The sequence below is a fragment of the Sporosarcina sp. FSL K6-3457 genome (assembly GCF_038007285.1).
Lineage (GTDB): Bacteria > Bacillota > Bacilli > Bacillales_A > Planococcaceae > Sporosarcina.
Genome location: NZ_JBBOWX010000001.1, coordinates 2638005 through 2660226, shown reverse-complemented (window position 1 = coordinate 2660226; position 22222 = coordinate 2638005). Strand labels below are relative to the sequence as shown.

Sequence of the window (22222 nt, the reverse complement as noted above, 5' to 3'; positions counted from 1 at the left end):
TCATGCAAAAATCTTATAACCGCTCCAAGGCTAATCTTGGAAAGCAATTGGAGCGTCTAATTGATATGACACATCACCAGTATCGGAATAAAGGAGTTGCCGATATTCGTAAAGTGCCAACGCCTGTCCAGATCACTAGTAACAATCGTGGAAAAGTCACTGGCTATACACAAACAGGGGAATGGGTAGATTATGTTGGTGCGCATAACGGCAAAACGATTGTGTTTGACGCAAAAGAAACCAAACTGAAGAGCTTCCCGCTTGAAAATTTGCAACCACATCAATACGAGCTACTGAAGTCTTGGCGTGAGCAGGGTGCGGCTGCTTTTCTTATCGTCCAATTTACCAAGTTACATGAGGAAATCTATCTACTGCCATTTAAGATATTGCAAGAGTACTGGGAGGATGCCGAAAAGGGCGGAAGGAAATCTATTCCGCATAGTGCATTTATTGAACGATGTGACTTGATTAAGAGCGAGGGCGGCGTCACCTTGCATTACCTGAAAAATATCAGGAGGTGTTTGGTGTGAAATCGCAAAGTATGGGAATCACGGTAAACGAACAACCGCAATATTTTAACCTGGCATTTGAAACGGAAGGGAAACCTAACTGGCAACAGAAGGTGGGCCACGAAATCCGTGTGGGGCCATATCGATTCTGTGCAATCCCGTTAAAGGGTTGTATCAATGTTTCGGAGGTCACAACAGGCTTGAAAATAGACGAAATCTCTTTGAATCCATTGTTTATGGCAATGACGGCAACCCAGGAAGATGCATTGGTATTTTTCAGATATGTAATTGGCCCAGGATTAAAAGGTAAAATTGAGAGTTCGAAAAACTTTGACGAACTTCTTGTAAGGATGCAAGAAAAGACTTTTGAGCGATTAGGCGAAATGCCGCGGGTTAGTGATGTTGCTAAGGATCTGCAAGATGAATTGACGCGAAAGGAGATTTGAAGATGCTGGATATTTCAAAGAAAAGAATTGTGACCACGCGCAAGGAACACGAGTGCTTTGCGTGTTTGGGGTCGATCGGTAAAGGTGACAGCGTAATATCCATTACCGCTAAGCAGGATGAACAACACGCGAGCTTTCATTTGCACCTAGAGTGTAATAAATTGGTTGCTAAACAGAAGATTGATCTACAGCATGGCTGCATCATCGAAATGGAGATTAAAGCACAACAAGAACTGGAAACGGACGGATGGATATTTAGGGTTGGTGACGTGTTTTCCAACCCTTACCAAGCTAGTCATTTTAAAATAACAAAAATCGAATTAAAAGCTGGCGATGCCCCGCAAGACGCGCTAATACATGGCTATAGGGTTCATCCGAAAAATCACGACCAGAAAGTTAATGATCCTGACGTTTTTGAGGAAAATGAGCATCACAGAGCATGGCATTTTAACGACATGTGGTCGCCAGATAGCGACAAGTAAGACACATTAGGCGAAGGAGTGAAAATGATGGAGAAAACTAAAAATGAAATACAAATTGGATTATGTGGTAAGGATGGAAATCCTTTTGCAAACACCGAAAATTGGCATAAGAAATGTGATTGTACACCAGAAATAGTTGCTGAAACATATGAAGGCAAAGCTTTATCTTGGTCAAACGGCAGAGAGTGGGGCGAGATTCATCATCCTCAGCTGGGAAAGGTAATGACTTATTGGAAAGAAGGCACACCATGCTATAGCACCTATACATCACCTATTGTTGATGTTGACGGATGTATTGTTACTTATAAGTTTGACCAAGACGAAGGCTGTTGGGAAGAAGGCAGTATTGATTTAGGATACTACAACGGAATTGATACCTGTAAATTTGGATACTGAACATTACGACCATTAGGTTCAGTTAAGACACATTAGGCGAAGGAGTGAGGAAGGTGAAATATGCACTTCAATGGGCAGAGAAATATCGTACACGCAAGGGTTTTAGGTGGGGAGATATAGCGTTGTCCAATGATAAAGACGTTCTTATATCACAGTTATTGCCCTATAACAGGGTTATCGAGCGTGAAAGTCGAGAAGTTGTTGCTCAACACGATACGCAGTACGAACTGAAAAAGGAAGGATGGTCTTAATATGCCTAAATACAAATGCATAAAAAGTTTGGAATTAGATGTTTTTGATGACGACGGTTCATTTGTCGAAAATAAATACTTTGCGGTGGAGGTTGGGAGCGTTTGGGAAAAGGATGAAGAACCGTACAGATTTATTGCCGCAGCTGAGTCTGTTCGTTTGACGGATTCTAACGGCAGATGGATGGAAATATACGAAGATGACCTTACAATTCATTCCGAACACATAGACGCATAACGACCAAAATGCGAATCAAGAAAGGAAGATGATGAGAATGCTGTATTTCAATCCTTTTGAAGAATCTCAAAAAGCTGAAAGAGAACGAAATCTTCAAGCAAGAGCAGCTTCCAAAAGATTACTTTATGGAAAATTTAACGGTCACTGGCAATGGGATTTAGCGGTGAATTGGTTTCAAATGACAAATGACGGATTCTTTAATTTATATGGATTTAATTTTGTGCCAAGAGGTCGGTTATACAGTGATGCAAAGGATTTCGTTCACTCGAGGTAACGACCATTAAGTGAAGGAGTGAAGGGTGTGGCATATAAACATAAAACAGTTACTTATGTGGTTTGTGATTGTTGCGGAAAAAGCACTAGACTAGGAGAAAGCTTAAACTGGGATAATCAAATGAATGGGGCTTTGAGCGAGGGATACACATTTAAAGATTTTGATGGCAGCGGAAGGTTCATGAATTATTGTCGCGATTGCCGTCGGAATTACGAGGAGGCGACCGAATGAATAGAGTAGCAAACTTTAAAATTGAGGATATAGATGGTTGTGAGTTCATTCACAGTAAAAGTGTAGGAAAGGCAATCATCTCGTTCGAACGTGATTTTTTTGGAGTCAGAAAGAATTCGATTTACGTGGTTTATCCTGATTCGTCGCGAACAAAGATGGGAATCGACGAAGCACAGGGGATGATTGATTCTGGCGAATGGGTTGTGTTAAGGGATGCCAAACTGCCAGCGGGCTATAAAGATACGAAAAGTATATTGTACTGAGCCAATTGATTTTCCTGCAAAAGGCGGCGTACATAATTAACGAGGGGGATGAAGTTGAAGGGTTTGTCAAATGACCAAATCAAGCTGATCACATCCAAGGTAATTGAAATACACGAAGAACAACGGATGGTGAATGGGAAAAATGAACAGAGTAGGCGCCTGAGGAATACGAAGCTGTTGCTCCGCAATTATCGTACTTTTAAGAAATATGAAGAAAAGATAAAAGGCGAGTCTGATGCGCAGTGGGTGGAGGTTAGCAAAAAAGAACTCCTGGTGCTAGGTGAAGATTTGGTTTCATCGATTAAGCAAACGACCCAACGCACGTTGGTCATGATTCGGTATTTGGACCAGGCGCTTGATACACTGGAATTCATTTGCGGCCAAGAGGATGCTGCGAGTGGAAACAAGCAGTTTGATATTCTGCAAGCTAGATATGTAGATGGTCAGAAAATTGCTGAAATAGCAGTGGATTTTGGAATGAATGAGCGTAGCGTGTATAAGGTGATTGATGCGGCAGCTGAACGTCTTTCTGTCATACTCTTCGGCGTATACGGCCTTAGAAATGAGTGAGGGCAAAAGCGGGACATGTTCAGGGGAAAGTAAAGGTGCTAGGATGATAGTGTGGCAGTTGTAAAGAGCCATTTGAATATCCTACCCCCTTTTGCGCTCGCGTGAAGTATCCTGCTGATAAGTAGTGTGCTTTGTGCGAGTGTTTTTAATTTGAAACCTTTCATTACAAATGTTCGTAAGTAAGTGAAGGGGGGATTTTTATGTGGGAAAAAGTAAAAAAAGTATATAAACGAATTCAGTTAATCACAATGGCTATATTTTTAATGTTCTTTTTTATTTACACAGGATTAACTCTAATTACTGAAGGAGTAAGTGGTAATCTTGATTCAATAACTTTGATTTCCATTGTAGCTATCGCTATATCGTTTCCAGGCATAGCCAATACGTTTGCAGAGGAACTCAATCCGCAAAAGAAAGTGTATAAATTATCTACTCAATGTCCGAAGTGCAAGCATTTAATTCAAATGGATATGAAAGAGGAATGAAAAAATAATAAAAGAGGAGAGGTAACATGGCGAGCAAACCAGTAGTTACACATTGCGATGCCGGATGTAAAAAGGAATTTACAATCACCAAGATTCGAACGCGTAAAGTTAAAGGTGGAGTTGAAAAGAATTACTTTCGTTGTCCGCACTGCAAGCGTGAGTATATTACTTTTTATGCGAGTGCTGAAACGTTGCAGCTTCAAAAGGAAATGCGTAAGCTACATGTATCAATGCGAGGTAAATCAGGTGCTGGATTGAATGAGCTCATTCAAAGTGAAACTGCGCTCAAAGCATTAATCAAACGAAGCATGGACGATGCGCGAGCAATTGCTGAATGCTAAATGCCGCATATGAAAAATTATTCGGTGGCATTGAAAAGTCATGGGAGTTCTTAGTGAGACACAACGGAGCAACATATACAATTATGCTTTTAATATTGGTTATCGTATTACTAATTAAATGACAATATTTACAATCAAAGTCTACTCAATCGAGTGGGCTTTTTCTTATATCGGATTTCGTATTTCCTTTTCCTTTTCGGATTTCTTTTTTCGTAATCGGAAATCAAAACTAGATACTTCAATTCTAAATTAGGAGTTAAATTTCATATTCTATTTATTTACATGCGACACATTCTTACGACAAATCCATGCCTATGGTTAACGATAAAGGGGTGGCTCACGACCAGCGTGCACCTGTGACGATGCTGGGTGAGTAAAAACGAGAGGGGGCTGTCTTATCAAACGACCACTAAGACCATGCAGTCATCCGGCGTGTGGCAACCTGACGCGTACACGCTACTGCGAGGACCATGAGCACAAGCAAGCAGAGCAACAGGCAGCGAGGCACCGGCACTATGACGAACACAAGAGGGACAAGTCAGGGGCAGCCTTCTACAAGTCACAGGAGTGGGAGCGTGCAAGGGAGCATGCGCTAAGACGTGACCACGGGCTATGTCAACACTGCCTACAAGATAAGCACATCCAGAGCGCCGACATGGTAGACCATATTATCCCGATTAAAATTGCGTACCATTTGCGAATTTATCATTTGAATTTACAATCGTTGTGCAACAGGTGTCATGCTGTCAAAACAGCTGAAGACAGATTGAAATACGATTTCAAATCATAATGTGCATATTGTTCGAACAATTAAAACAAACACGACGAATGTAATAGTGTGAGTAGTCCGCGCAAAAGATACAACTTAAGTAGTGTGTGATGTTCGAAAAATCAAAACAAAAGGGGAGGGGTGGTCGGAAAATTTAGAGCGGAAGCCAATGGCGACCGCTCGCCCCCCTTTCCATGTGAAAAAACCCGTTTTTGGAATATTTTTTGAGGAGGTGAAGAAATGGCGGGAAGAAATAAACAACCGTTAGCAGTGATCCAAGGAAAAGGGAAATCCAAGCACCTGACTAAATCAGAAAAAGAACGACGTGCGGATCATGAGAAAAAAATGCGTGGCTCGACAGATAACGTTGTAGCTCCATCGTATTTGACGGCGGCGCAAAAAAGAGAGTTTGATCAAATATCATCCGAACTAATGCGGCTTGAAATATTCAGCGATCTTGATGTAGATGCACTTGCTAGATACTTAGATTCAAAGTATCAGTATCTTTTGATTGTGAAAGAAATGCGGAAAATAAAGCCTACTGAAACAATTACAAATCCAGACGGGAAGAAAATGACTTTTGCGAATGAAGATTATCCAAAATTGGCGCGGGTAAAAAATACGCTATTTACAGAGTGTCGTGCGGCAGCGGCAGATTTAGGTTTAACGATTTCTTCACGTCTGAAATTAGTTATTCCTACGCCAGAAAAGAAAGAAGAGTCGGAGTTCGAAAAGAAATTCGGTGATGTCTAATGTCGTTGCTGGAAAAATTAATTGAATATAGTGAGTCTGTATTAGACGGCGGCACTGTTGCTTGTGAAAAACACAAGTGGGCGTGTCGTCGTTTTTTGGATGACTTGACGAAACAAGGTACTGAAGCATTCCCTTACGTATTTTCAGAAATGGCAGCTGAACGTTTCCTTGACTGGATGCGACTTTTCAAGCATCGGAAAGGTGTACTTGCAGGTCAATATATAGACCCCCATATAATTCAGCAGTTTATATTTGGCAATATATACGGGTGGCTTCACGTAGATACAGGATTGCGACGATTTAACAAGGCTTATTGGCAAGTTGCCCGAAAAAATGCTAAATCTCAAAGTTTGGGCGCAGTTGGTAGTTATGAGTCATCTGCATTCGGTGAGTCATCTGCGGAAGTCTATTGTGCGGCAACAAAAAAAGATCAGGCGAAAATTGTGTGGGATGAAATTGATCAGATGATTCGAGGTAACGAAAATCTACGTGATAAGTTCAATGTTGCGTATGGGACAATTACCCATTTGAAAAGCGATTCTTTTGTTAAGTCATTGAGCAAGGAAGACGGAAAAAAAGGTGATGGCTATAATCCACAATGCGGCATCATTGATGAATATCATGCGCATGAAACTGATGAAATGTATGAAATTATAGAATCAGGAATGGGTGCTCGTTCGCAACCTCTTATGATGATTATCACGACTGCGGGATTCAATCTGAATAACCCTTGCTATCGTGTTGAATATAAATATGTTTCTCAAATCGTTAATCCTCACGATCCGATTACAAATGATCAATATTTCGTCATGGTAAATGAATTGGATAAAGACGATGACGTGAAAGATGAATCGGTATGGCCAAAAGCGAATCCGATTATTTGTTCTTACGAAAACGGCATGAATTATTTGCGTAGTCGAATCAAAGCGGCGCTAGATGTGCCGGAAAAAATGAGGACGTATCTTACAAAAAACATGAATATTTGGGTGGACGCGAAAGACGGCGGCTACATGAACATGAAAAAATGGCGGTTGTGCATAGCGGATGAAGTGGATTTGAAGTCGTATCCAGTTTGGGCGGGCGTTGACTTATCCACGACAACCGACTTAACAAGTGTAGGCCTTGTCTTCAAAATTGATGAAAAGACATATGCCGTAAAGCAACACTCATTTATGCCAGAAGATCGTTTGCAAGAACGCATGAATACGGATAACGTCCCTTTCTCTCTGTGGAAGGACCAAGGCCATTTGACTACTACCCCAGGAGCAGTTGTGGATTACAGTTACATCGAACAATATTTGTTAGATTTACGTGAAGCAGGCTATGACATCCAAGAAGTTAATTATGACAAATGGAATGCTACGCAGTTTTCGCAAAATATGGAGAAATACAATTTCACAGTCGTGGAAATACCGCAGTACATCAACCATTTAACTGGTCCAACAAAAGGACTCAGAAAAGCGGTGTTTGGCAAAAACCTAATGCACTTTGACGACCCATTATTAAATTGGGCGATGGGTAACGCGGTTCAAAAAGTGAGTGAACAGGAAAATATCATGCTCGACAAATCGAAATCTACTGAACGAATTGATCCGGCGGCGGCAATTATTAATGCATTTGCTAGGGCTATGTTTGGAGAAGTAGAAATTATTGACGTTTCCGAATTTGCCGAAGAGGACTTTCTTGGCATGTTATGGGATTAAGGGAGGTGAGCAAATGGGGGCTTTTGCGCGTTGGTTTTTCGGAATAAAAGAAGAGGTAGCGGAAGAACGTAGCAACCATGTCTTTGAATTAAATAAAGATGATGAAAAGTTACTGGATTTCCTCGGCATCTCCAAGGATAGTGTGAATGTACGTGGAAAGAACGCATTGAAAGTAGCGACTATCTTTTCATGCGTAAAAATACTATCCGAATCTGTATCAAAGTTACCTATCAAGATCTATCAAGAGGATGACAACGGGATTCGGAAATCGAGCAGGCATTATTTTAGTAGCTTGTTAAAGTTGCGACCAAACCTGTACATGTCAACGACATCTTTTTTTAGCGCATTGGAGGCACAGCGGAATTTGCGTGGAAATAGTTATGCTAGCATTGAGTACGACAAAAAAGGCAAAGTAAAAGCGCTTTGGCCAATCGATTCCGAAAAAGTAACTGTCTACATTGATGATGTAGGATTGTTAAATAGCAGCACAAAAATGTGGTATATCGTGAATGTTGGTGGTAAGCAGGTTAAACTTCATCCTCATGAAGTATTGCACTTCAAAAACACGGTAACGCTCGATGGGCTAGTTGGCATTCCTACGATTGACGAATTAAAAGGCTTATTAGAGAATGCAAAATCTGCTGAAAAGTTCATCAATAATTTTTATAAGCAAGGATTGCAGGTTAAAGGTATTGTGCAGTATGTCGGAGATCTCAATGAAGATGCAAAAAAGAATTTTCGTGAAAAATTCGAATCGATGTCCAGCGGATTAAAGAATAGTCATCGAATAGCGCTTATGCCCGTCGGTTATCAATTTGTACCGATGTCACTTAATATGCATGATGCTCAATTTCTTGAAAATAACGAGGTGACAATTAAGCAGCTTGCGACCGCGTTTGGCATTAAGGCACACCAACTGAATGACTTGGATCGTTCCACTCATACGAATATCGAGCAGCAGGAGCAGGAATTCTACAATTCTACGCTTTTATCTATCCTTACTATGTATGAGCAAGAAATGACCTATAAATTGTTCTTGGATAGTGAAATTGATGCTGGCTTTTATCTGAAGTTTAATGTTGATGCTATTTTACGTGGAGATTTGAAAACTCGTTACGAAGCATATCGAATTGGCGTGCAGGGTGGTTTTTTGAAAGCGAATGAAGCCCGTGGGAAAGAAGATTTACCACCAGAAGAGGGCGGCGATGAATTGCTAGTTAACGGCAACATGATTCCAATTAGTCGTGCTGGTGAAGCATATATGAAAAACAATGCACGGATAACGATAGATGGAGGTGAAGATGATGACTAAAGGTAAAAAGCATAGCTTATACTGCATGGTTTGCGATTGGAAACTTGAAAATACGCACAAATTCACAGATGGTTTGAATTGTCAAAAGTGCAACTCTCCAGTCATTAGGGTAGATCCACCGGAAGGAGGTGAGAACACTTGAGTAAGTCGAGAGAGGAAAAAGACAAGAAAGAAATTCGCGCTATCCCCATTAAACTTGAAATACGGTCATCTGGCGAAGATGGGAAAGAGCGCACTATTTCTGGAGCAATCAAGTACAACACTGATTCTGCTGAAATGCGCGATTATTGGGGCGACAAAATCGTTGAACAAATTTCTGACGGTGCATTTACTGACAGTTTGAAAGTACGAAATGTGGTAGGTTTGTGGTCTCACGATACGTCTAAAATACTGGGCAACACGAAAAGTGGCACGTTGCGAGTGTATAACGAAAGCGATGAGCTGCGCTTTGATTTGGATATCCCTGCTACTTCAGATGGGAATGATGCATGGACCCTCATTCAACGAGGAGATGTGGACGGGCTATCGTTCGGCATGAGTAATATTAAGGACAAGTGGTCGTCAGAGAATCGTGCAGATGGCAAGGTGTATAAACGGACAATTCTTAGTGCTGACTTATTTGAAATTAGTCCTGTTGCTTTTCCTGCTTATCCATCCAACGAGGTTTCAGCCCGATCACTCGAAGATTTTAAGGACAGTGAAAAAAGGGCAGCACAAAAAGTTGAAGATGAAATTATCAAAAGAAAATTAGAACTTGAATTAGAACTCATATAATCGGGTTCTTTTTTTGTTGCCAAAAACTAAAAACAGAATGGAGATCGATTGAAAATGACGAAAGAATTACGCGAATTGTTAGCGCAATTGGAAGCTAGAAAAATGGAAGTCCGTTCACTTATGGGTGAAGACAAGGTGAAAGATGCAGAAGCGAAGATGGAAGAAGTCCGTTCCTTACAAGCGAAAATCGAGGTGCAACGTTCCCTTGATGAAGCGGAGGCGGCGGAGAATCAAGGGGGAGACCCTATTATCCCGAATGCTGGGGAAGAGCCGGAATATCGTGATGTATTCATGAAAGCTCTTCGAAATAAGGACTTGAATGCAGAGGAACGAGAATTAATTCAAACGAAAGAAAATGAAGTTCGCGCCATGTCTGGTGCTACGGATGAAGATGGCGGACTAGTCATTCCAAAAGATGTTCAAACAAAAATTAATGAATTAGCACGCTCATTTGACGCTCTTGAGCAGTTTGTGACTGTTGAGCCTGTGTCTACACGTTCTGGTTCACGTCTGATGGAGAAAAATTCAGATATGGTTCCCTTTGCGGAAGTGGATGAAATGGGAGAGATTCCAGATACGGATAATCCTAAATTCTCAAAAGTGGAATATGCTATCAAAGATCGTTCTGGTATTCTTCCACTGTCTAGAACATTTCTACAAGACTCCGATCAAAATATTCTAGCTTATGTTATTAGATGGCTTGGGAAAAAATCAAAAGTTACACGCAATGTCGGAATTCTAGCGGCTATTAATACGTTTACTAAAAAGGCGGTTGCGGATTTGGATGATATTAAAGATGTCATCAACGTAGACCTTGACCCTGCTATTTCCGCAAATGCTATCGTCTTGACTAATCAGGATGGATTTAACTATTTGGATAAATTAAAGGACGAAGACGGTAAGTATATTCTTCAGCCGGATCCAACGCAAAAGAATCGTAAACTACTGTTTGGTGTTCATCCTATCGCGGTTGTTGCGAACCGTTTTCTAAAAACTACTGAAAATAAGGCTCCTCTTGTGATTGGTGATTTGAAAGAAGCAATCGTTCTTTTCAAAAGAGAGGAGATGGAGCTCGCATCTACGGAGGTTGGTGGTAAAGCATTTACGCGGAATACGCTCGATGTGCGCGCCATTCAACGTGATGACGTAGTCGTTTGGGATAAGGAAGCAGCGATTTATGGGGAATTAGATGTAACACCTGTACCAGTACCGTAACAAGGCGGTCCTATGACCGTCTTTTTTTTATGAATGAGGTGAAAGTATGATTCTCACTTTGGAAGAAACAAAAGAATGGCTTCGCGTGGATATTGAAGATGACGACAGTATGATTCGGATGTTAACCGAAGCAGCTGAGGCGTATTTGAAAAATGCGACGGGTAAAGATTTTGATGAAACAAATAAGCAAGCAAAGTTGTTTTGCCTAGTACTTGTCATGGACTGGTATGAAAATCGTGAAATGAACAATTTCCGTGTGGGTGAAAAAGTACGCTACACGGTTGAAAGTATGATAGCACAACTTACGTATTGTTGAGAGGAGAGATTGTAGATGAAATACAAAGTTTTGAAACGTTTCAAGTGTCGGGAACAGAAAATGAAATTATTTTCGGCTGGTGATGGTTATACAACGGCGGATGAAAGCCGTGCTGAAAACCTTATTAAGTTAAGGTTTATCGAAAAAGTGGAAGTACCAGAAAAGCCGAAAAAAGTACCGGAAAAGCAAGAAGTTGAAAAGGTAGAAAAGAAAAAAGATGATGCAAAGTGAACATTGGTAAATTAAGAAATCGCATTAGTATCATTCGTCCTCCCACTCCGGAAGATGTGGATGAGGCGGGGCAACCACTCGATGATTGGCAACCAGTAGCGACTGTATGGGCGGCGATTGAGCCGCTGTACGGGCGTGAACTCTTTGCGGCCATGCAAGTCAACGCAGAAGTTACTACACGAATACGGATTCGGTATCGTGAAGGGATTGACAGGACGATGGCTGCAAGAATTAAAGGTTCTGAATTTGAATTTTTATATGTCATTGAACCAGAATTTGCCGAAAAAGAACTGCAAATTATGTGCAGGGGGCGTCAATAATGGCGCGCAGGATGAGACCGAACAGCCGGATGCGGTTACGTATTGAGGGTGTAGACGATGTAGTCAGAGCGTTACAAAACGCAGACGAAGCATTAAAGGAGCAATTGAGAATCCTTGTTGCTGAAGCTGCTGAAATTGTCTTTCGTGAAGCCGATGCCCGTGTGCCTATTAAATCTGGTGCGGCACGCGAATCGTTGAAAATAGAAGTTGGGACTAACAAAAAAGGCTTCTTTTATGCAAATGTGGTCGTTGGTGATAAGGCGAATCGTTTCTACATTACTTTTTATGAACTAGGGAGTAGTCACCAACCACCACGCCCGTTTTTACGCCCGTCGTTGGATAAAAGTAAGTCAAAGATACGTAAGCACTTGGTTAACGGTTTACGCGCAGCGCTACTAGCACAAGGGACGTGATTGCATGATTGCTGTTGATTTGCGAAATCACTTACTCGCTCAACCACGATTAAAAGAGTTACTGGATACCCGTGTACATCCTGGGTGGATACCTGAAAACGCAACTATGCCGTCTGTGGCGTACCTTGAAATTTCTGGTGCACGTCACCATAACATTGACGTCGCTTTTCCTCGCTATCAATTTTCTGTGTTTTCCACTCGGTATACAGAGGCTAAGGAAATTGAAAAAGAAATTCGATACGCTTTTCAGCGCTTCAAAGGGAATATGGGCAGTACGCGAATTATCCAAGGTGTATATGAAAACTCGGTTGATCAGTATGAAGATCGTACAAAACTTTATCATATTGCAATTGATTTTAAATTTATTTATCGGGAGGAATGAAATATGTTAAGTATTTATGGCGTATTGAAGGAAAATGCTGATAATGAACTTTGTATAGACGACATTCCAGTCAAGGAATTTATTGCTAAATACAAAAATAAAGAAGTATCTATTAGCATAACAGACACTAGCGAAATTGATATTGAGGAGGAATAATACATGACAAGAACAATGACAACAACGCAGAATGCTGACACTATTATTTTCGGTTCAGCAAAATTTGAGGTCGGGGAAACGGAAGAAACATTAGTCGATTTAGGCGCCATGAACGGTGTCACTTTTGAAGAGTCATGGGAGAAAGTGACGGTCAGAGCGGATAACGTCGGTGTGATTAAAGAGTTTTTGAAAAATCATACGGCGAAGCTAGCAGGTGATTTAGTAGAAATCAATCTCGAAACGCTTGCTATGTTGCGTGGTGGTATCGACAAATTGACGGAAATCCCCGCTGTGGAAGGCGAAGGTGAAGCGGCGAAGAAAGCGGCTATCCAATTGCTATCGGGTGGGTTTAGCGAATTCAAACCCCGTGTAGTCCGTGTCACAAACTACAATGAAAAAGATGAAGAGTTCCGTATTACAGTTTTCAAAGCGACTACCGAAACAGGAATTACTATTAATTTCCCATCTGAAGATGATGACGATCCGGCGGCTACGCCAATCGAAATGGTTGGTTTTGTGGATACAAGCAAGGTTCTCGGCGAACAGTTATTTGAAATTTACAGCGAGCAGGGCGCAGTTCCGACGCCGTGATTTACTAACAGAATACTTGAAAATAAAATATGAAAAGCACTCTATAAAAGGGTGCTTTTTTCTAATTGGAGGATAAATAAATGGATGCAAATATTTTAGATTTAGATAAACTGGTGCCAGATAAACGTACCGTAATTTTAGCAGGTGTTGAAATTGATGTGTCGAAAATTCCGTCACGCGTCACATTGGAAATTGCGAAAAAGTCAAGCATCTTAACAAGTGGTTCGGATGAAAGCTTTCCAATCGTTCTGGATCTGGTGACGAAAATTTGTAAACCATCCAAGTCCGATATTACAGAAGACTGGATTATTGATAACACCAGCATTGACCAACTTCTAGCACTCATTGAATTTGTGTTGAAACCAATGCGTGACCGCGCGAAAAAGGCGGAAGAAGTAAAAAACGAGTAAAGCCCGGGAAGCCGATTGAAATCGAACTCGGGAAAATCTTTGCACGAATGGGCAGCATGTATGCTTGGGCAACACCTACTCACATGCTCGACTATATGACGCTTATAGAAATCTACATGTATCACGACCACGGTATTGAATTCGAAAAAGATAAAGCAAACATTTTGGTCAGTCGCATTGCGGTTGGCCTTTTTGGTGCGGAAGAACCGAAGAAAAAGAATGTTTCAACCACGCCGGATTTAGCCGCTTTTCATAAACGCTATGGGGACAGAATCAAGACTCCTAATAGCGAGAAAGGAGATGTGTAAATGTCGCTATTAGGTCAGTTGACCGTGGGAATCATCGGAAATATGGGCGGACTATCAGACACATTTAATCAAGCGCAATCAGAAGTGCAACGGTTTGGCCGTAGTATTGAAAATGTTGGTCGGGACTTATCAAATGCGGGCGGCGCACTTACGAAAAGTATCACGGTGCCACTCGCGGCAATTGGTGGTGGATCTCTTAAAGCGGCTATCGACTTTGAATCAGCATTTGCAGGCGTTAGAAAAACAGTTGATGCAACGGAAGAAGTGTTTGCTGAATTAGAAACAGGCATTAGGGATATGGCAAAAGCAGGTCCGACAAGCGCTACTGAATTAGCCGGAATCGCTGAAGCGGCAGGACAATTAGGGATTGAAACGAAAAACATCTTATCCTTTACCAGCACTATGAGTGATTTAGGAGTCGCTACGAATATGAGCGCGGATGAAGCAGCTACGGCTCTTGCCCGTTTTGCAAATATCATGAACATGTCACAAAATGATTTCAGCAAACTAGGCGCTACTATTGTTGATTTAGGGAATAACTTTGCAACTACTGAGTCAGAAATTGTAGATATGGGCTTGCGGCTGGCGGGTGCCGGGGCACAAATCGGTATGTCTGAGGCGGATATTATAGCCCTTTCAACAGCCCTCACTTCCGTAGGTATTCGCGCTGAGATGGGCGGAACGGCAATGTCGCGTGTTATGTCCAGCATGCAGGTCGCCACTTCATCGGGATTTACAAAAGTACAGGAAGTGTTAGCGGGTACCGGAATGTCTTTGCGTGATTTGCAAATGATGGCTTCCCACAGTGGTAAAGCATTTGGCAATATGGCGGAAGACATGGGCATGACCAAAGTTGAATTGAAGGCAATTCTTGATGCTGGAGTGGATTTACAGGGCTTTGCAGATGTTGCAGGCATGACTGGCGAACAGTTCAAAAAATCGTTTGAAGAAGATGCTATGGGAGCTATCGCATCATTTATTGATGGGTTAGCAAATGCGGAAGAGAACGGAACATCGGCAATTAACATGTTGCAAGAAATGGGTATAGACGGTGTTTTATTGAGGGATACCCTCCTTCGGGTTGGTGGTGCTAACGAACTGCTTGCAGAATCCATGCAAATAGCAAATTCAGCGTGGGAAGATGGCACCGCACTGCAAAATGAAGCAGCTGAACGCTACAAGACAACAGAGGCACAATTGGCAACATTCAAGAATGCTATTAAAGAGGTCGGTATGACACTCGGCGGCGCCCTTATCCCATCATTGCTCCACATGCTAGATGTCGTGAAACCAGTTATTGAAATGGTTGGGGAATTTGCCACTAAATTTACTGAATTAGATACAGGGCTACAAGGTACGATTATTGCAGTAGCAGGATTTGCTGCTGTACTCGGACCCGTCTTGACTGCAATTGGATTTATGGTTACAAACATCGGCGTCCTCATTAGCGCATTTGGTGGACTGGCAGGCGGTGCGGCAGGTGCTGGTGGTCTAATCGGAGCGTTAACAGGTCCAATTGGACTTGCTGTGTTGGCTGTTGCTGGGCTTGGTTTGATATTCCAACAGCTATGGACAAAAAGTGAGACTTTCCGGACTACTGTCACTACTGCATTCGAGGTATTGAAAAACGCCGTCACTATTGCAATCGGTCATATCTCCTCATTTGTCCAAGAAAAACTAGCAGCCATTAAAACTTTCTGGGATGAAAACGGTGCTCAGTTTTTGGCCGCTGTCGAAAATGTGTTTAACGGCATTATGGCGGTTATTGAATTTGTGATGCCAGGTGTATTATTCATCATCGATATGGTGTGGACAGCCATCAAACAAGTAATTGGCGGAGCGCTTGACATCATCATGGGATTGGTCAAAGTATTCACTGGATTATTCACTGGTGATTTCGGAAAAATGTGGGAAGGTATCAAGCAGATATTTTTCGGCGCAATTGATTTCATCATAGGCTGGATGACTCTAACGTTTGTCGGTGGCTTACGTGCGCTATTTGCCAATCTGTTGAAAAATAGCTTGGGAATCATTAAAAGTCTCGCAACAGGCATTGTTAACTTTTTCAAAAGTTTTGCAACAACAGGACGAAATTTAGCAAACGGCATGGTCAACTCTGTGCTTGGTTTCTTCCGAAATATGTATAATACAACCGTAAATATTTTCGGAACATTAAGAGCGTTTGGGGCATCGATTTGGAATGCGTTGAGGGAAATTGTTGTAACAGTCGCAAAAGGAATTTATAGCGGTGTCAAAACGAATTTCACAAACATGTTATCGTCCATTAAAAATATTTTCGGTACAGTGAAAAATGTAATCTCAACAATTTGGAATGGTGTCATGAAATTTTTTAAAGGCATCAACTTAAAACAAATCGGTAAAGATATCATACTCGGGTTAATCAACGGGATTGGTAGTATGGCATCTGCTTTGTGGGATAAAGCAAAAGAGCTTGGTAACAGCATTAAGGAGTCATTCGCGAAGGTCATGGGCATTGCATCCCCGGCTACTGAAATGATACCTCTAGGCGCGGATACTGGTAGAGGTGTTGCTGTCGGTGTCGCGTCCACATTTGATGAAAATAAAAAAGTTGTGGAAGAACTCGGTAAAGTTATTGCAGATGCATCTAAAAAAAATGCCGATGAAATTGTCAAGATAGATGATGAAAATGAAAAGAAACGAGTGGCCATCAAGGATGATTACTCCAAAAAACGCGCTGAACTTGCAAGAAAGACAGCGCAATCGTCCCAAAATGCACTGAAAACCAGTAAAAATAAAAAAGGTCAAATCGTAACGACTGGCGAAAAAAGAGTCTATCAGATTCAGCAGGATGCGTCTGCTAAATTAATAAAGCTGAATGAAGATGAGCAAAAGAAACTTATTGCGGCTAATGATAAAGCTTGGGCGGATATGCAAAAGAAAGAGGCCCAAGCTGCCAAAGAGCGACTCGCTGCTATTAAACAATTTGTCGAGGACAAGAAATCCACAGAAGAGCTATCCATGGTTGCAGAAGTCGAAGTATGGAAGAAGGCTACGCAAGAGTTTAAAGTCGGTACAAAAGAGCGTGTGGATGCTCAAAAGGCTTATCAGAAATCACTCAAAGTAGTCAATGATGAAGTTGTGAAAATACAGACGGACCATACGAAGAAAATCAATGATATTAATGAACGTGCTAAAAAAAGTGCGGAAGATTTACAGAAAGAATACATGAAGGCGGAAGACGATAGGGCCAAGTCGCTGTTTTCCTTTGTAAGTTTATATGATCAGTTCGATATTAAAGTCGAACGAACGGGCGACCAGATTTTTAATAACTTGCAAGGCCAGCTAGACGGTTTAAAACGATGGCAGTCAGAGATGGAAAAACTATCATCTCATCCACTTGATGTTGGAATGCTTGCGGAAATCAGGGAGATGGGACCGAAGGCGTTACCGGATCTAATCGCGCTGAACGAATTAACGAGCGATCAGTTATCGAAGTACTCTGATATGTATAAAGAAAAAGCTGCATTAGCACGTACTTTGGCCGTAAATGAAATGTCTGGGATGCGTGATGATATGGCTAAAAATATTGAAGGTGTCTATAGTGCAGCGAACGCAGAATTGGATGCGGAAAAGGATAGCTTTATCGAACAGATACGTGCACTCACCACGACGGCGGATGAAGAGTTCGCGGGGCTTGAAGGCATTGGGAAGAATGCAATGTCAAGTTTGCTGGACGGGTTGTCGTCAATGGAATCTGCTTTGAAGGAAAAAGCGATGTCTATTGCTACGTCTGTCAAAGATGCGATGGAGTCGGCTTTGAATATAGACTTGTCTAGTAGCGGGTTATTGCAAAATGTGGATGCAGAATTGAAAAAAACAGCGCAGGTGATGGGGGATATGGCGAATTTAGCTTTGCCTTCCTCGGATTCGATGGTATTGGCGTCTGGTCCAATTCCTTCAGCTGCAAACGAAAAAGGGGTCATCCAAAATAATACGTATAACTATGAGCGAATGCTAGAAGGTGCTGTATTCCATGTGCGCGAAGAGATGGATATCAAGAAAGTTGCGCGGGAATTCTATAATTTAGAACAACAGACCAATAGAGGGAGGGGCGGAAGATGACTGATGGAGTACGTTTTAATAGCATACATTGCAGTACATTAAATTTAGTGATGCTATCGTCAAGACGCCCCTTGATGCCGGACAACAAGGATGAATATATCCCTATCCCACATAAGGATGGGGATTTCTTGATTGCTGACAAATCCGCAAAAGACATCAATGTAGAGGTCGATTTTTTTCTTGACACTCCACCAGGGATGTCTTTTTTTGATGCATGCAGACAAGTCGGCGTGTGGCTAACCACAGACGAGCGTAAGCGATTAATCTTTGATGATGATCCAAGTTATTTTTACAATGGAAAAGTTACGGGGAATATTAATACGGAGCAAATTGCGCAGTACGGCACGTTTACTGTTGTGTTTCGTTGCAAGCCATATGCAAAAGGGGTGTGAATAATGTCGAATTTGAGCAAGTATTTGGAGATGAAAATATTAAGTAGTGAATTTGCTGGTTCTTTTTTAGCCTTATACAGGTCCAATCCAGGTGAGGATGATAGCGGTGTAGAGGTTGGTAGTGCTGGTTACCAACGTCAAAGTATTGGTTTTTCATATCCCAGTGCAGTCGGTGGTAAAGCTACTATTAGTAATGCGGCACCAATCGAATTTCCGGCAATTGCCGGAGGATATGAATCTGTAACGCATGCGGGCGTACGAGATGCTCAGTACGGGGGTAATTTACTTGCTTACAAAGCGCTAACCACGCCTATAGAGTCGTCTGGCGGCGGGATTAAGATTGAAACAGGCGCTTTAAAAGTATCGTTGGATTGAGGTGATAGCGGTGGAGGATAGACCTTATCTCCCTGTCATAGACAGAGACACTAAACAAGAAGTTACAAAGCTGTATGATATTATCGACCCTATCGTACGCGAGGAAATTAACGCAGGTTACACCTTATCTTTTCGAACTCCATCGAGTCAAGTTGCGAGTTATTTGAGTCATCTACTATTGATAGATGTAGATGGGCAATATTTCAAAATAGCGAGGGCGCAAAATATAAGAGACTCGAAAATTGACTTTAAAGTAGAATACGAGCATGTATCATATCATTTAATTGATTATCCCGATGAAGTCGAAGAATATGAGGACACACCCGAAAATATTGTGCGGCAAATCTTGACTGGAACACCCTTTGAACTTGGACACGTCGCCAATTCGGATATTATTGGTGTCATTTACTTTCGGCCATCCTCTAAGGATGCCAGAGGGAAATTGATAGAACTCGCTCGATTTTTAAACTATGAAATGCTGTGGGATAACTACGAAGTCAACATTGTAGAAGGGCGGGGGAAAATAGGGTCTGGGATTAACCCGTTAGTATTTAAATTAGGTGAAAATTTAATAGGCGTCGAAACTGATTTTGATTATAGAGATATAGCGCCGCGGTATGCTTATGAAGTTGATGTATTAGATATGGGGCATTTGTCCGAATATGAAGATTTATCCTCGCTTGAATTGGGCGATAGTGTGCGCATTATTGATGATTTATTGCACGTCGATACAGTCTTACGAGTATTATCCTATGAAAGAAATCCGTTTCAAAAAATCACACCGCGGATACAAGTAGGCAACACATTCCTAGATTTTTTTAGACCTGGTGATGATTTAAATGACGAAGATGAGGAAGATAAAGGCTTCAAATTAATAGACCAGATTCATATGACGGGCATCTCTTATATGGAGATTAGTTTAAGTTCTGACGAGGATGAAGATGGTACCGGACTAAAAAAAGGAAATGTGTGGACGGAGTGGGCTACCGTGCCGTTCAATGGATCTGTCACCATTAACTTCAGTCAAAAATACAGGGCTATTCCAACTGTCAATGCTCAAGTATATGGTAGTAGTTCACGGCCTGCTGTCTCGTTTATAACTGCACAGGAAAATGGTTTAACGCTTTACACTGGCGTCTACATCTCTGGTGGTGGAACTGGACAAGTCACTATGCATGCGATTGGGAGGACTTAACGATGTACAATAGGTTTCATCCAGATTTATTTACCACGCTATTTAACTATGAGGCAATCGGAGTTGTAACGAGTTTGGCCGAAGATGCTCTTCAAGTGACAGGGCATTTCAGGACTATCGGAGATTATGTTGGACTAAGATTTAGTAGTGAAGATTTCTGGATGCATGATTATGTCAAGTACCCGACCAACAGAGATTACTCTGGAACTAAATTCTCTTTCACTCCTTCTTATTTTCAAACAGCAGACTTTGCAGATGTAGATCAACAACCTGCTGCCATCATTCGTTATGGCGAGGGGGATGCCTTGAGTTATCTTACCTTAGGTTTTTTAAGGCGAAAGATGCACCACACAGACCATTTCAATTTTGATGGAAAGATTGAGTTAACTCATCGGTGGATCTCGCCAGTTGCTCCTCGAGTGACATGGACAAAAACTGTCTGTCATCTTGATGATGAAGGGGAATCCATCTGTGAGACATTCAATGGAAATGGTGAACTTGGATCTGACTATGACATGGACTTCGTAAGAGGAGAATTCTATACAGCTGCCGGAAGCATTCCATTCGATGCCTGGACTTCGGTGTCTTATGATTATAGTGTTGGGGAAGAATACACCATCGATTTCAATAACATCTCGGAAGGGACACACCCTAATGCCATGGTTAAATTGTCTTCCAGTGATATCCATAGTGTTACCTTTCCGGTTATCCCAACTTACTTCGTTTCTGGCGAACTGGAATGTACGGGTCGCAGTGACGCCTTTAAATTGAATTTTAATGGTATGAAAACTACCGGAGGTAATTTGGGGCCAAAGCCTCCTCGGATGCCAACCAATCCCTATCGATTGGCAGAGGGGTTTGACGATGAATATAACAAAAATCCAAAGAGATTAATCGAGGCCATGAGATTGTTGGGTTACGAAGGCATCATTAATTTATACATCGGGGCATCTCATTTTTATGATAAATGGGGATCAGAGGGCTTTCTTAATGAAGGGCACACGACAATGTATCTTGACCCGACCGTCGGTATCAATACCGCTTTTAGTACCTGGTTACACAGTTACCTGAAGCACATGAGATTGAACGGGTTCAATGAATTTGTAACTTCAGTCGCAATGGAAAATCTGCAAATGCCGGAAGAATGGAAACAAAGGATGTCGGATGGCTATCCAGGGCAAACAGGTTGGCAACCACCTACATCTTTTTATAGTATCAATAACGACGCTGTAAAGACGTACATTGACCGTATTACAAGGGATTGTCTCGATATTGTGGTTGCTGAAGGCTTTCAGCCCATCTTGCAGCTTGGGGAGTCATGGTATTGGTGGCAAGAGTTCGCGCCGGGCGACGTCAATACAGAATTTCCGGGACGCCCTCCGTGCTTTTATGATGATGGGACGATTAATAGATTTAGAAATGAAATGGGCTATGATTTACCTTACTATCCCACGTCTGACATTGAAATGACGCCACAAAATATAGAAGTAGCTTATAAGTTGCAGCAGTATCTTGGCGAGTACACAGAGTTCATGAAGGGGATAGCTAATAGTTATGCAAACAGCCAGTTCACGATACTATTTTTCCCTCCATCCGTATTAGATGTTGACCGTGTACCAGAATTTTTGCGAATCGTAAATGCGCCATTTGAATATTGGAGCAGCCCAAACTTGGACTTTATCCAAATTGAAGATTATGACTGGGTGACGCGAGAAGTGCCAGCACATGAAGATGTTTTTGCACAGGCTTGGTTAGATATGGATTATGATTTTTCGCAACAACATTATTTTTCTGGATTCGTGCTACTAGCGGAAATGGCGTGGAAGGAATGGCCGCTAATTGAGCGGGCAGCACAACAGGCTTTAGGTAGGGGCTATCGCGAAGTGTTTATTTGGGCAGGCACTCAGATTAGGAGAGATAGCTGGGTACCACAATTAAACACTTATGTGTCTGATTGTGCGCTATATAAGACTGTTAATATGCCGGATGAAGAGGAAATAGATTGAGCGTCCAATTGTGG

At 41.8% G+C, this 22222-nt stretch carries 31 protein-coding genes; all 31 read left to right on the top strand.

Annotation, left to right across the window (positions count from 1 at the left end):
• Positions 1-2: 2 nt before the first annotated feature.
• The gene (locus N1I80_RS13055; RefSeq protein WP_340738300.1) at positions 3-530 is read left to right on the top strand and encodes a Holliday junction resolvase RecU; all 528 of its coding nucleotides are present in this window, start codon (positions 3-5) and stop codon (positions 528-530) included.
• On the top strand, positions 527-955 hold the full coding sequence (locus N1I80_RS13050; RefSeq protein WP_340738299.1) for a hypothetical protein: 429 nt from the start codon (positions 527-529) through the stop codon (positions 953-955). The genes N1I80_RS13055 and N1I80_RS13050 overlap by 4 nt, the downstream gene beginning before the upstream one ends.
• Before the next feature lie 2 nt (positions 956-957).
• On the top strand, positions 958-1437 hold the full coding sequence (locus N1I80_RS13045; RefSeq protein ID WP_340738298.1) for a hypothetical protein: 480 nt from the start codon (positions 958-960) through the stop codon (positions 1435-1437).
• A gap of 27 nt (positions 1438-1464) precedes the next feature.
• Complete coding sequence (locus tag N1I80_RS13040) at positions 1465-1833, top strand: hypothetical protein (protein WP_340738297.1); 369 nt, start codon at positions 1465-1467, stop codon at positions 1831-1833.
• A 53-nt stretch (positions 1834-1886) separates the two neighbouring features.
• Positions 1887-2084 carry a hypothetical protein gene (locus N1I80_RS13035; RefSeq protein ID WP_340738296.1) on the top strand — a complete coding sequence of 66 codons (198 nt, stop codon included), beginning with the start codon at positions 1887-1889 and terminating at the stop codon, positions 2082-2084.
• A 1-nt stretch (position 2085) separates the two neighbouring features.
• Positions 2086-2319: a hypothetical protein gene (locus N1I80_RS13030; RefSeq protein WP_340738295.1), complete on the top strand. Its 234-nt coding sequence runs from the start codon at positions 2086-2088 to the stop codon at positions 2317-2319.
• A gap of 37 nt (positions 2320-2356) precedes the next feature.
• Complete coding sequence (locus N1I80_RS13025; RefSeq protein WP_340738294.1) at positions 2357-2593, top strand: hypothetical protein; 237 nt, start codon at positions 2357-2359, stop codon at positions 2591-2593.
• Between the two features lie 227 nt (positions 2594-2820).
• The gene (locus N1I80_RS13020; RefSeq protein ID WP_340738293.1) at positions 2821-3087 is read left to right on the top strand and encodes a hypothetical protein; all 267 of its coding nucleotides are present in this window, start codon (positions 2821-2823) and stop codon (positions 3085-3087) included.
• Between the two features lie 54 nt (positions 3088-3141).
• On the top strand, positions 3142-3657 hold the full coding sequence (locus tag N1I80_RS13015; RefSeq protein WP_340738292.1) for a hypothetical protein: 516 nt from the start codon (positions 3142-3144) through the stop codon (positions 3655-3657).
• Between the two features lie 200 nt (positions 3658-3857).
• Positions 3858-4142, top strand: a complete 285-nt coding sequence (locus N1I80_RS13010; RefSeq protein WP_340738291.1) for a hypothetical protein — start codon at positions 3858-3860, stop codon at positions 4140-4142.
• Between the two features lie 26 nt (positions 4143-4168).
• Complete coding sequence (locus N1I80_RS13005) at positions 4169-4483, top strand: hypothetical protein (protein WP_340738290.1); 315 nt, start codon at positions 4169-4171, stop codon at positions 4481-4483.
• Between the two features lie 397 nt (positions 4484-4880).
• On the top strand, positions 4881-5273 hold the full coding sequence (locus N1I80_RS13000; RefSeq protein WP_340740044.1) for an HNH endonuclease: 393 nt from the start codon (positions 4881-4883) through the stop codon (positions 5271-5273).
• Positions 5274-5492: 219 nt separating this feature from the next.
• Complete coding sequence (locus N1I80_RS12995) at positions 5493-6005, top strand: phage terminase small subunit P27 family (protein ID WP_340738289.1); 513 nt, start codon at positions 5493-5495, stop codon at positions 6003-6005.
• Positions 6005-7708: a terminase large subunit gene (locus N1I80_RS12990; protein WP_340738288.1), complete on the top strand. Its 1704-nt coding sequence runs from the start codon at positions 6005-6007 to the stop codon at positions 7706-7708. The genes N1I80_RS12995 and N1I80_RS12990 overlap by 1 nt, the downstream gene beginning before the upstream one ends.
• 13 nt (positions 7709-7721) lie before the next feature.
• On the top strand, positions 7722-9020 hold the full coding sequence (locus N1I80_RS12985; protein ID WP_340738287.1) for a phage portal protein: 1299 nt from the start codon (positions 7722-7724) through the stop codon (positions 9018-9020).
• 138 nt (positions 9021-9158) lie between these two features.
• Positions 9159-9794, top strand: coding sequence for an HK97 family phage prohead protease (locus tag N1I80_RS12980; RefSeq protein WP_340738286.1), 636 nt, complete (start codon positions 9159-9161; stop codon positions 9792-9794).
• 54 nt (positions 9795-9848) lie between these two features.
• Positions 9849-11009 carry a phage major capsid protein gene (locus N1I80_RS12975; protein ID WP_340738285.1) on the top strand — a complete coding sequence of 387 codons (1161 nt, stop codon included), beginning with the start codon at positions 9849-9851 and terminating at the stop codon, positions 11007-11009.
• A gap of 46 nt (positions 11010-11055) precedes the next feature.
• Positions 11056-11325, top strand: coding sequence for a head-tail connector protein (locus N1I80_RS12970; RefSeq protein ID WP_340738284.1), 270 nt, complete (start codon positions 11056-11058; stop codon positions 11323-11325).
• Positions 11326-11340: 15 nt separating this feature from the next.
• Positions 11341-11556 carry a hypothetical protein gene (locus tag N1I80_RS12965; RefSeq protein ID WP_340738283.1) on the top strand — a complete coding sequence of 72 codons (216 nt, stop codon included), beginning with the start codon at positions 11341-11343 and terminating at the stop codon, positions 11554-11556.
• Positions 11553-11876 (top strand): phage head closure protein, encoded by a 324-nt coding sequence (locus N1I80_RS12960; RefSeq protein ID WP_340738282.1) that lies wholly within the window; start codon positions 11553-11555, stop codon positions 11874-11876. The genes N1I80_RS12965 and N1I80_RS12960 overlap by 4 nt, the downstream gene beginning before the upstream one ends.
• Positions 11876-12289, top strand: a complete 414-nt coding sequence (locus N1I80_RS12955) for an HK97-gp10 family putative phage morphogenesis protein (protein ID WP_340738281.1) — start codon at positions 11876-11878, stop codon at positions 12287-12289. Before N1I80_RS12960 ends, N1I80_RS12955 begins: the two co-directional genes overlap by 1 nt.
• Before the next feature lie 4 nt (positions 12290-12293).
• Entirely contained in the window at positions 12294-12671 is a 378-nt protein-coding gene (gene gp17, locus N1I80_RS12950) for a tail completion protein gp17 (RefSeq protein ID WP_340738280.1), read from the top strand.
• A gap of 3 nt (positions 12672-12674) precedes the next feature.
• On the top strand, positions 12675-12827 hold the full coding sequence (locus tag N1I80_RS12945; protein WP_340738279.1) for a hypothetical protein: 153 nt from the start codon (positions 12675-12677) through the stop codon (positions 12825-12827).
• Positions 12828-12830: 3 nt separating this feature from the next.
• Entirely contained in the window at positions 12831-13418 is a 588-nt protein-coding gene (locus tag N1I80_RS12940; RefSeq protein WP_340738278.1) for a hypothetical protein, read from the top strand.
• A gap of 80 nt (positions 13419-13498) precedes the next feature.
• Entirely contained in the window at positions 13499-13828 is a 330-nt protein-coding gene (locus N1I80_RS12935; RefSeq protein ID WP_340738277.1) for a hypothetical protein, read from the top strand.
• A 47-nt stretch (positions 13829-13875) separates the two neighbouring features.
• Complete coding sequence (locus N1I80_RS12930) at positions 13876-14136, top strand: hypothetical protein (RefSeq protein WP_340738276.1); 261 nt, start codon at positions 13876-13878, stop codon at positions 14134-14136.
• Positions 14137-18240, top strand: a complete 4104-nt coding sequence (locus N1I80_RS12925) for a phage tail tape measure protein (protein WP_340738275.1) — start codon at positions 14137-14139, stop codon at positions 18238-18240.
• Positions 18237-18632 carry a distal tail protein Dit gene (locus N1I80_RS12920; RefSeq protein WP_340738274.1) on the top strand — a complete coding sequence of 132 codons (396 nt, stop codon included), beginning with the start codon at positions 18237-18239 and terminating at the stop codon, positions 18630-18632. Before N1I80_RS12925 ends, N1I80_RS12920 begins: the two co-directional genes overlap by 4 nt.
• A 3-nt stretch (positions 18633-18635) precedes the next feature.
• Positions 18636-19007 carry a phage tail fiber protein gene (locus N1I80_RS12915; protein WP_340738273.1) on the top strand — a complete coding sequence of 124 codons (372 nt, stop codon included), beginning with the start codon at positions 18636-18638 and terminating at the stop codon, positions 19005-19007.
• Positions 19008-19017: 10 nt separating this feature from the next.
• Positions 19018-20202 (top strand): phage tail protein, encoded by a 1185-nt coding sequence (locus N1I80_RS12910; protein ID WP_340738272.1) that lies wholly within the window; start codon positions 19018-19020, stop codon positions 20200-20202.
• 2 nt (positions 20203-20204) lie between these two features.
• Positions 20205-22208, top strand: coding sequence for a non-contractile tail sheath protein (locus tag N1I80_RS12905; protein ID WP_340738271.1), 2004 nt, complete (start codon positions 20205-20207; stop codon positions 22206-22208).
• Positions 22209-22222: the final 14 nt, after the last annotated feature.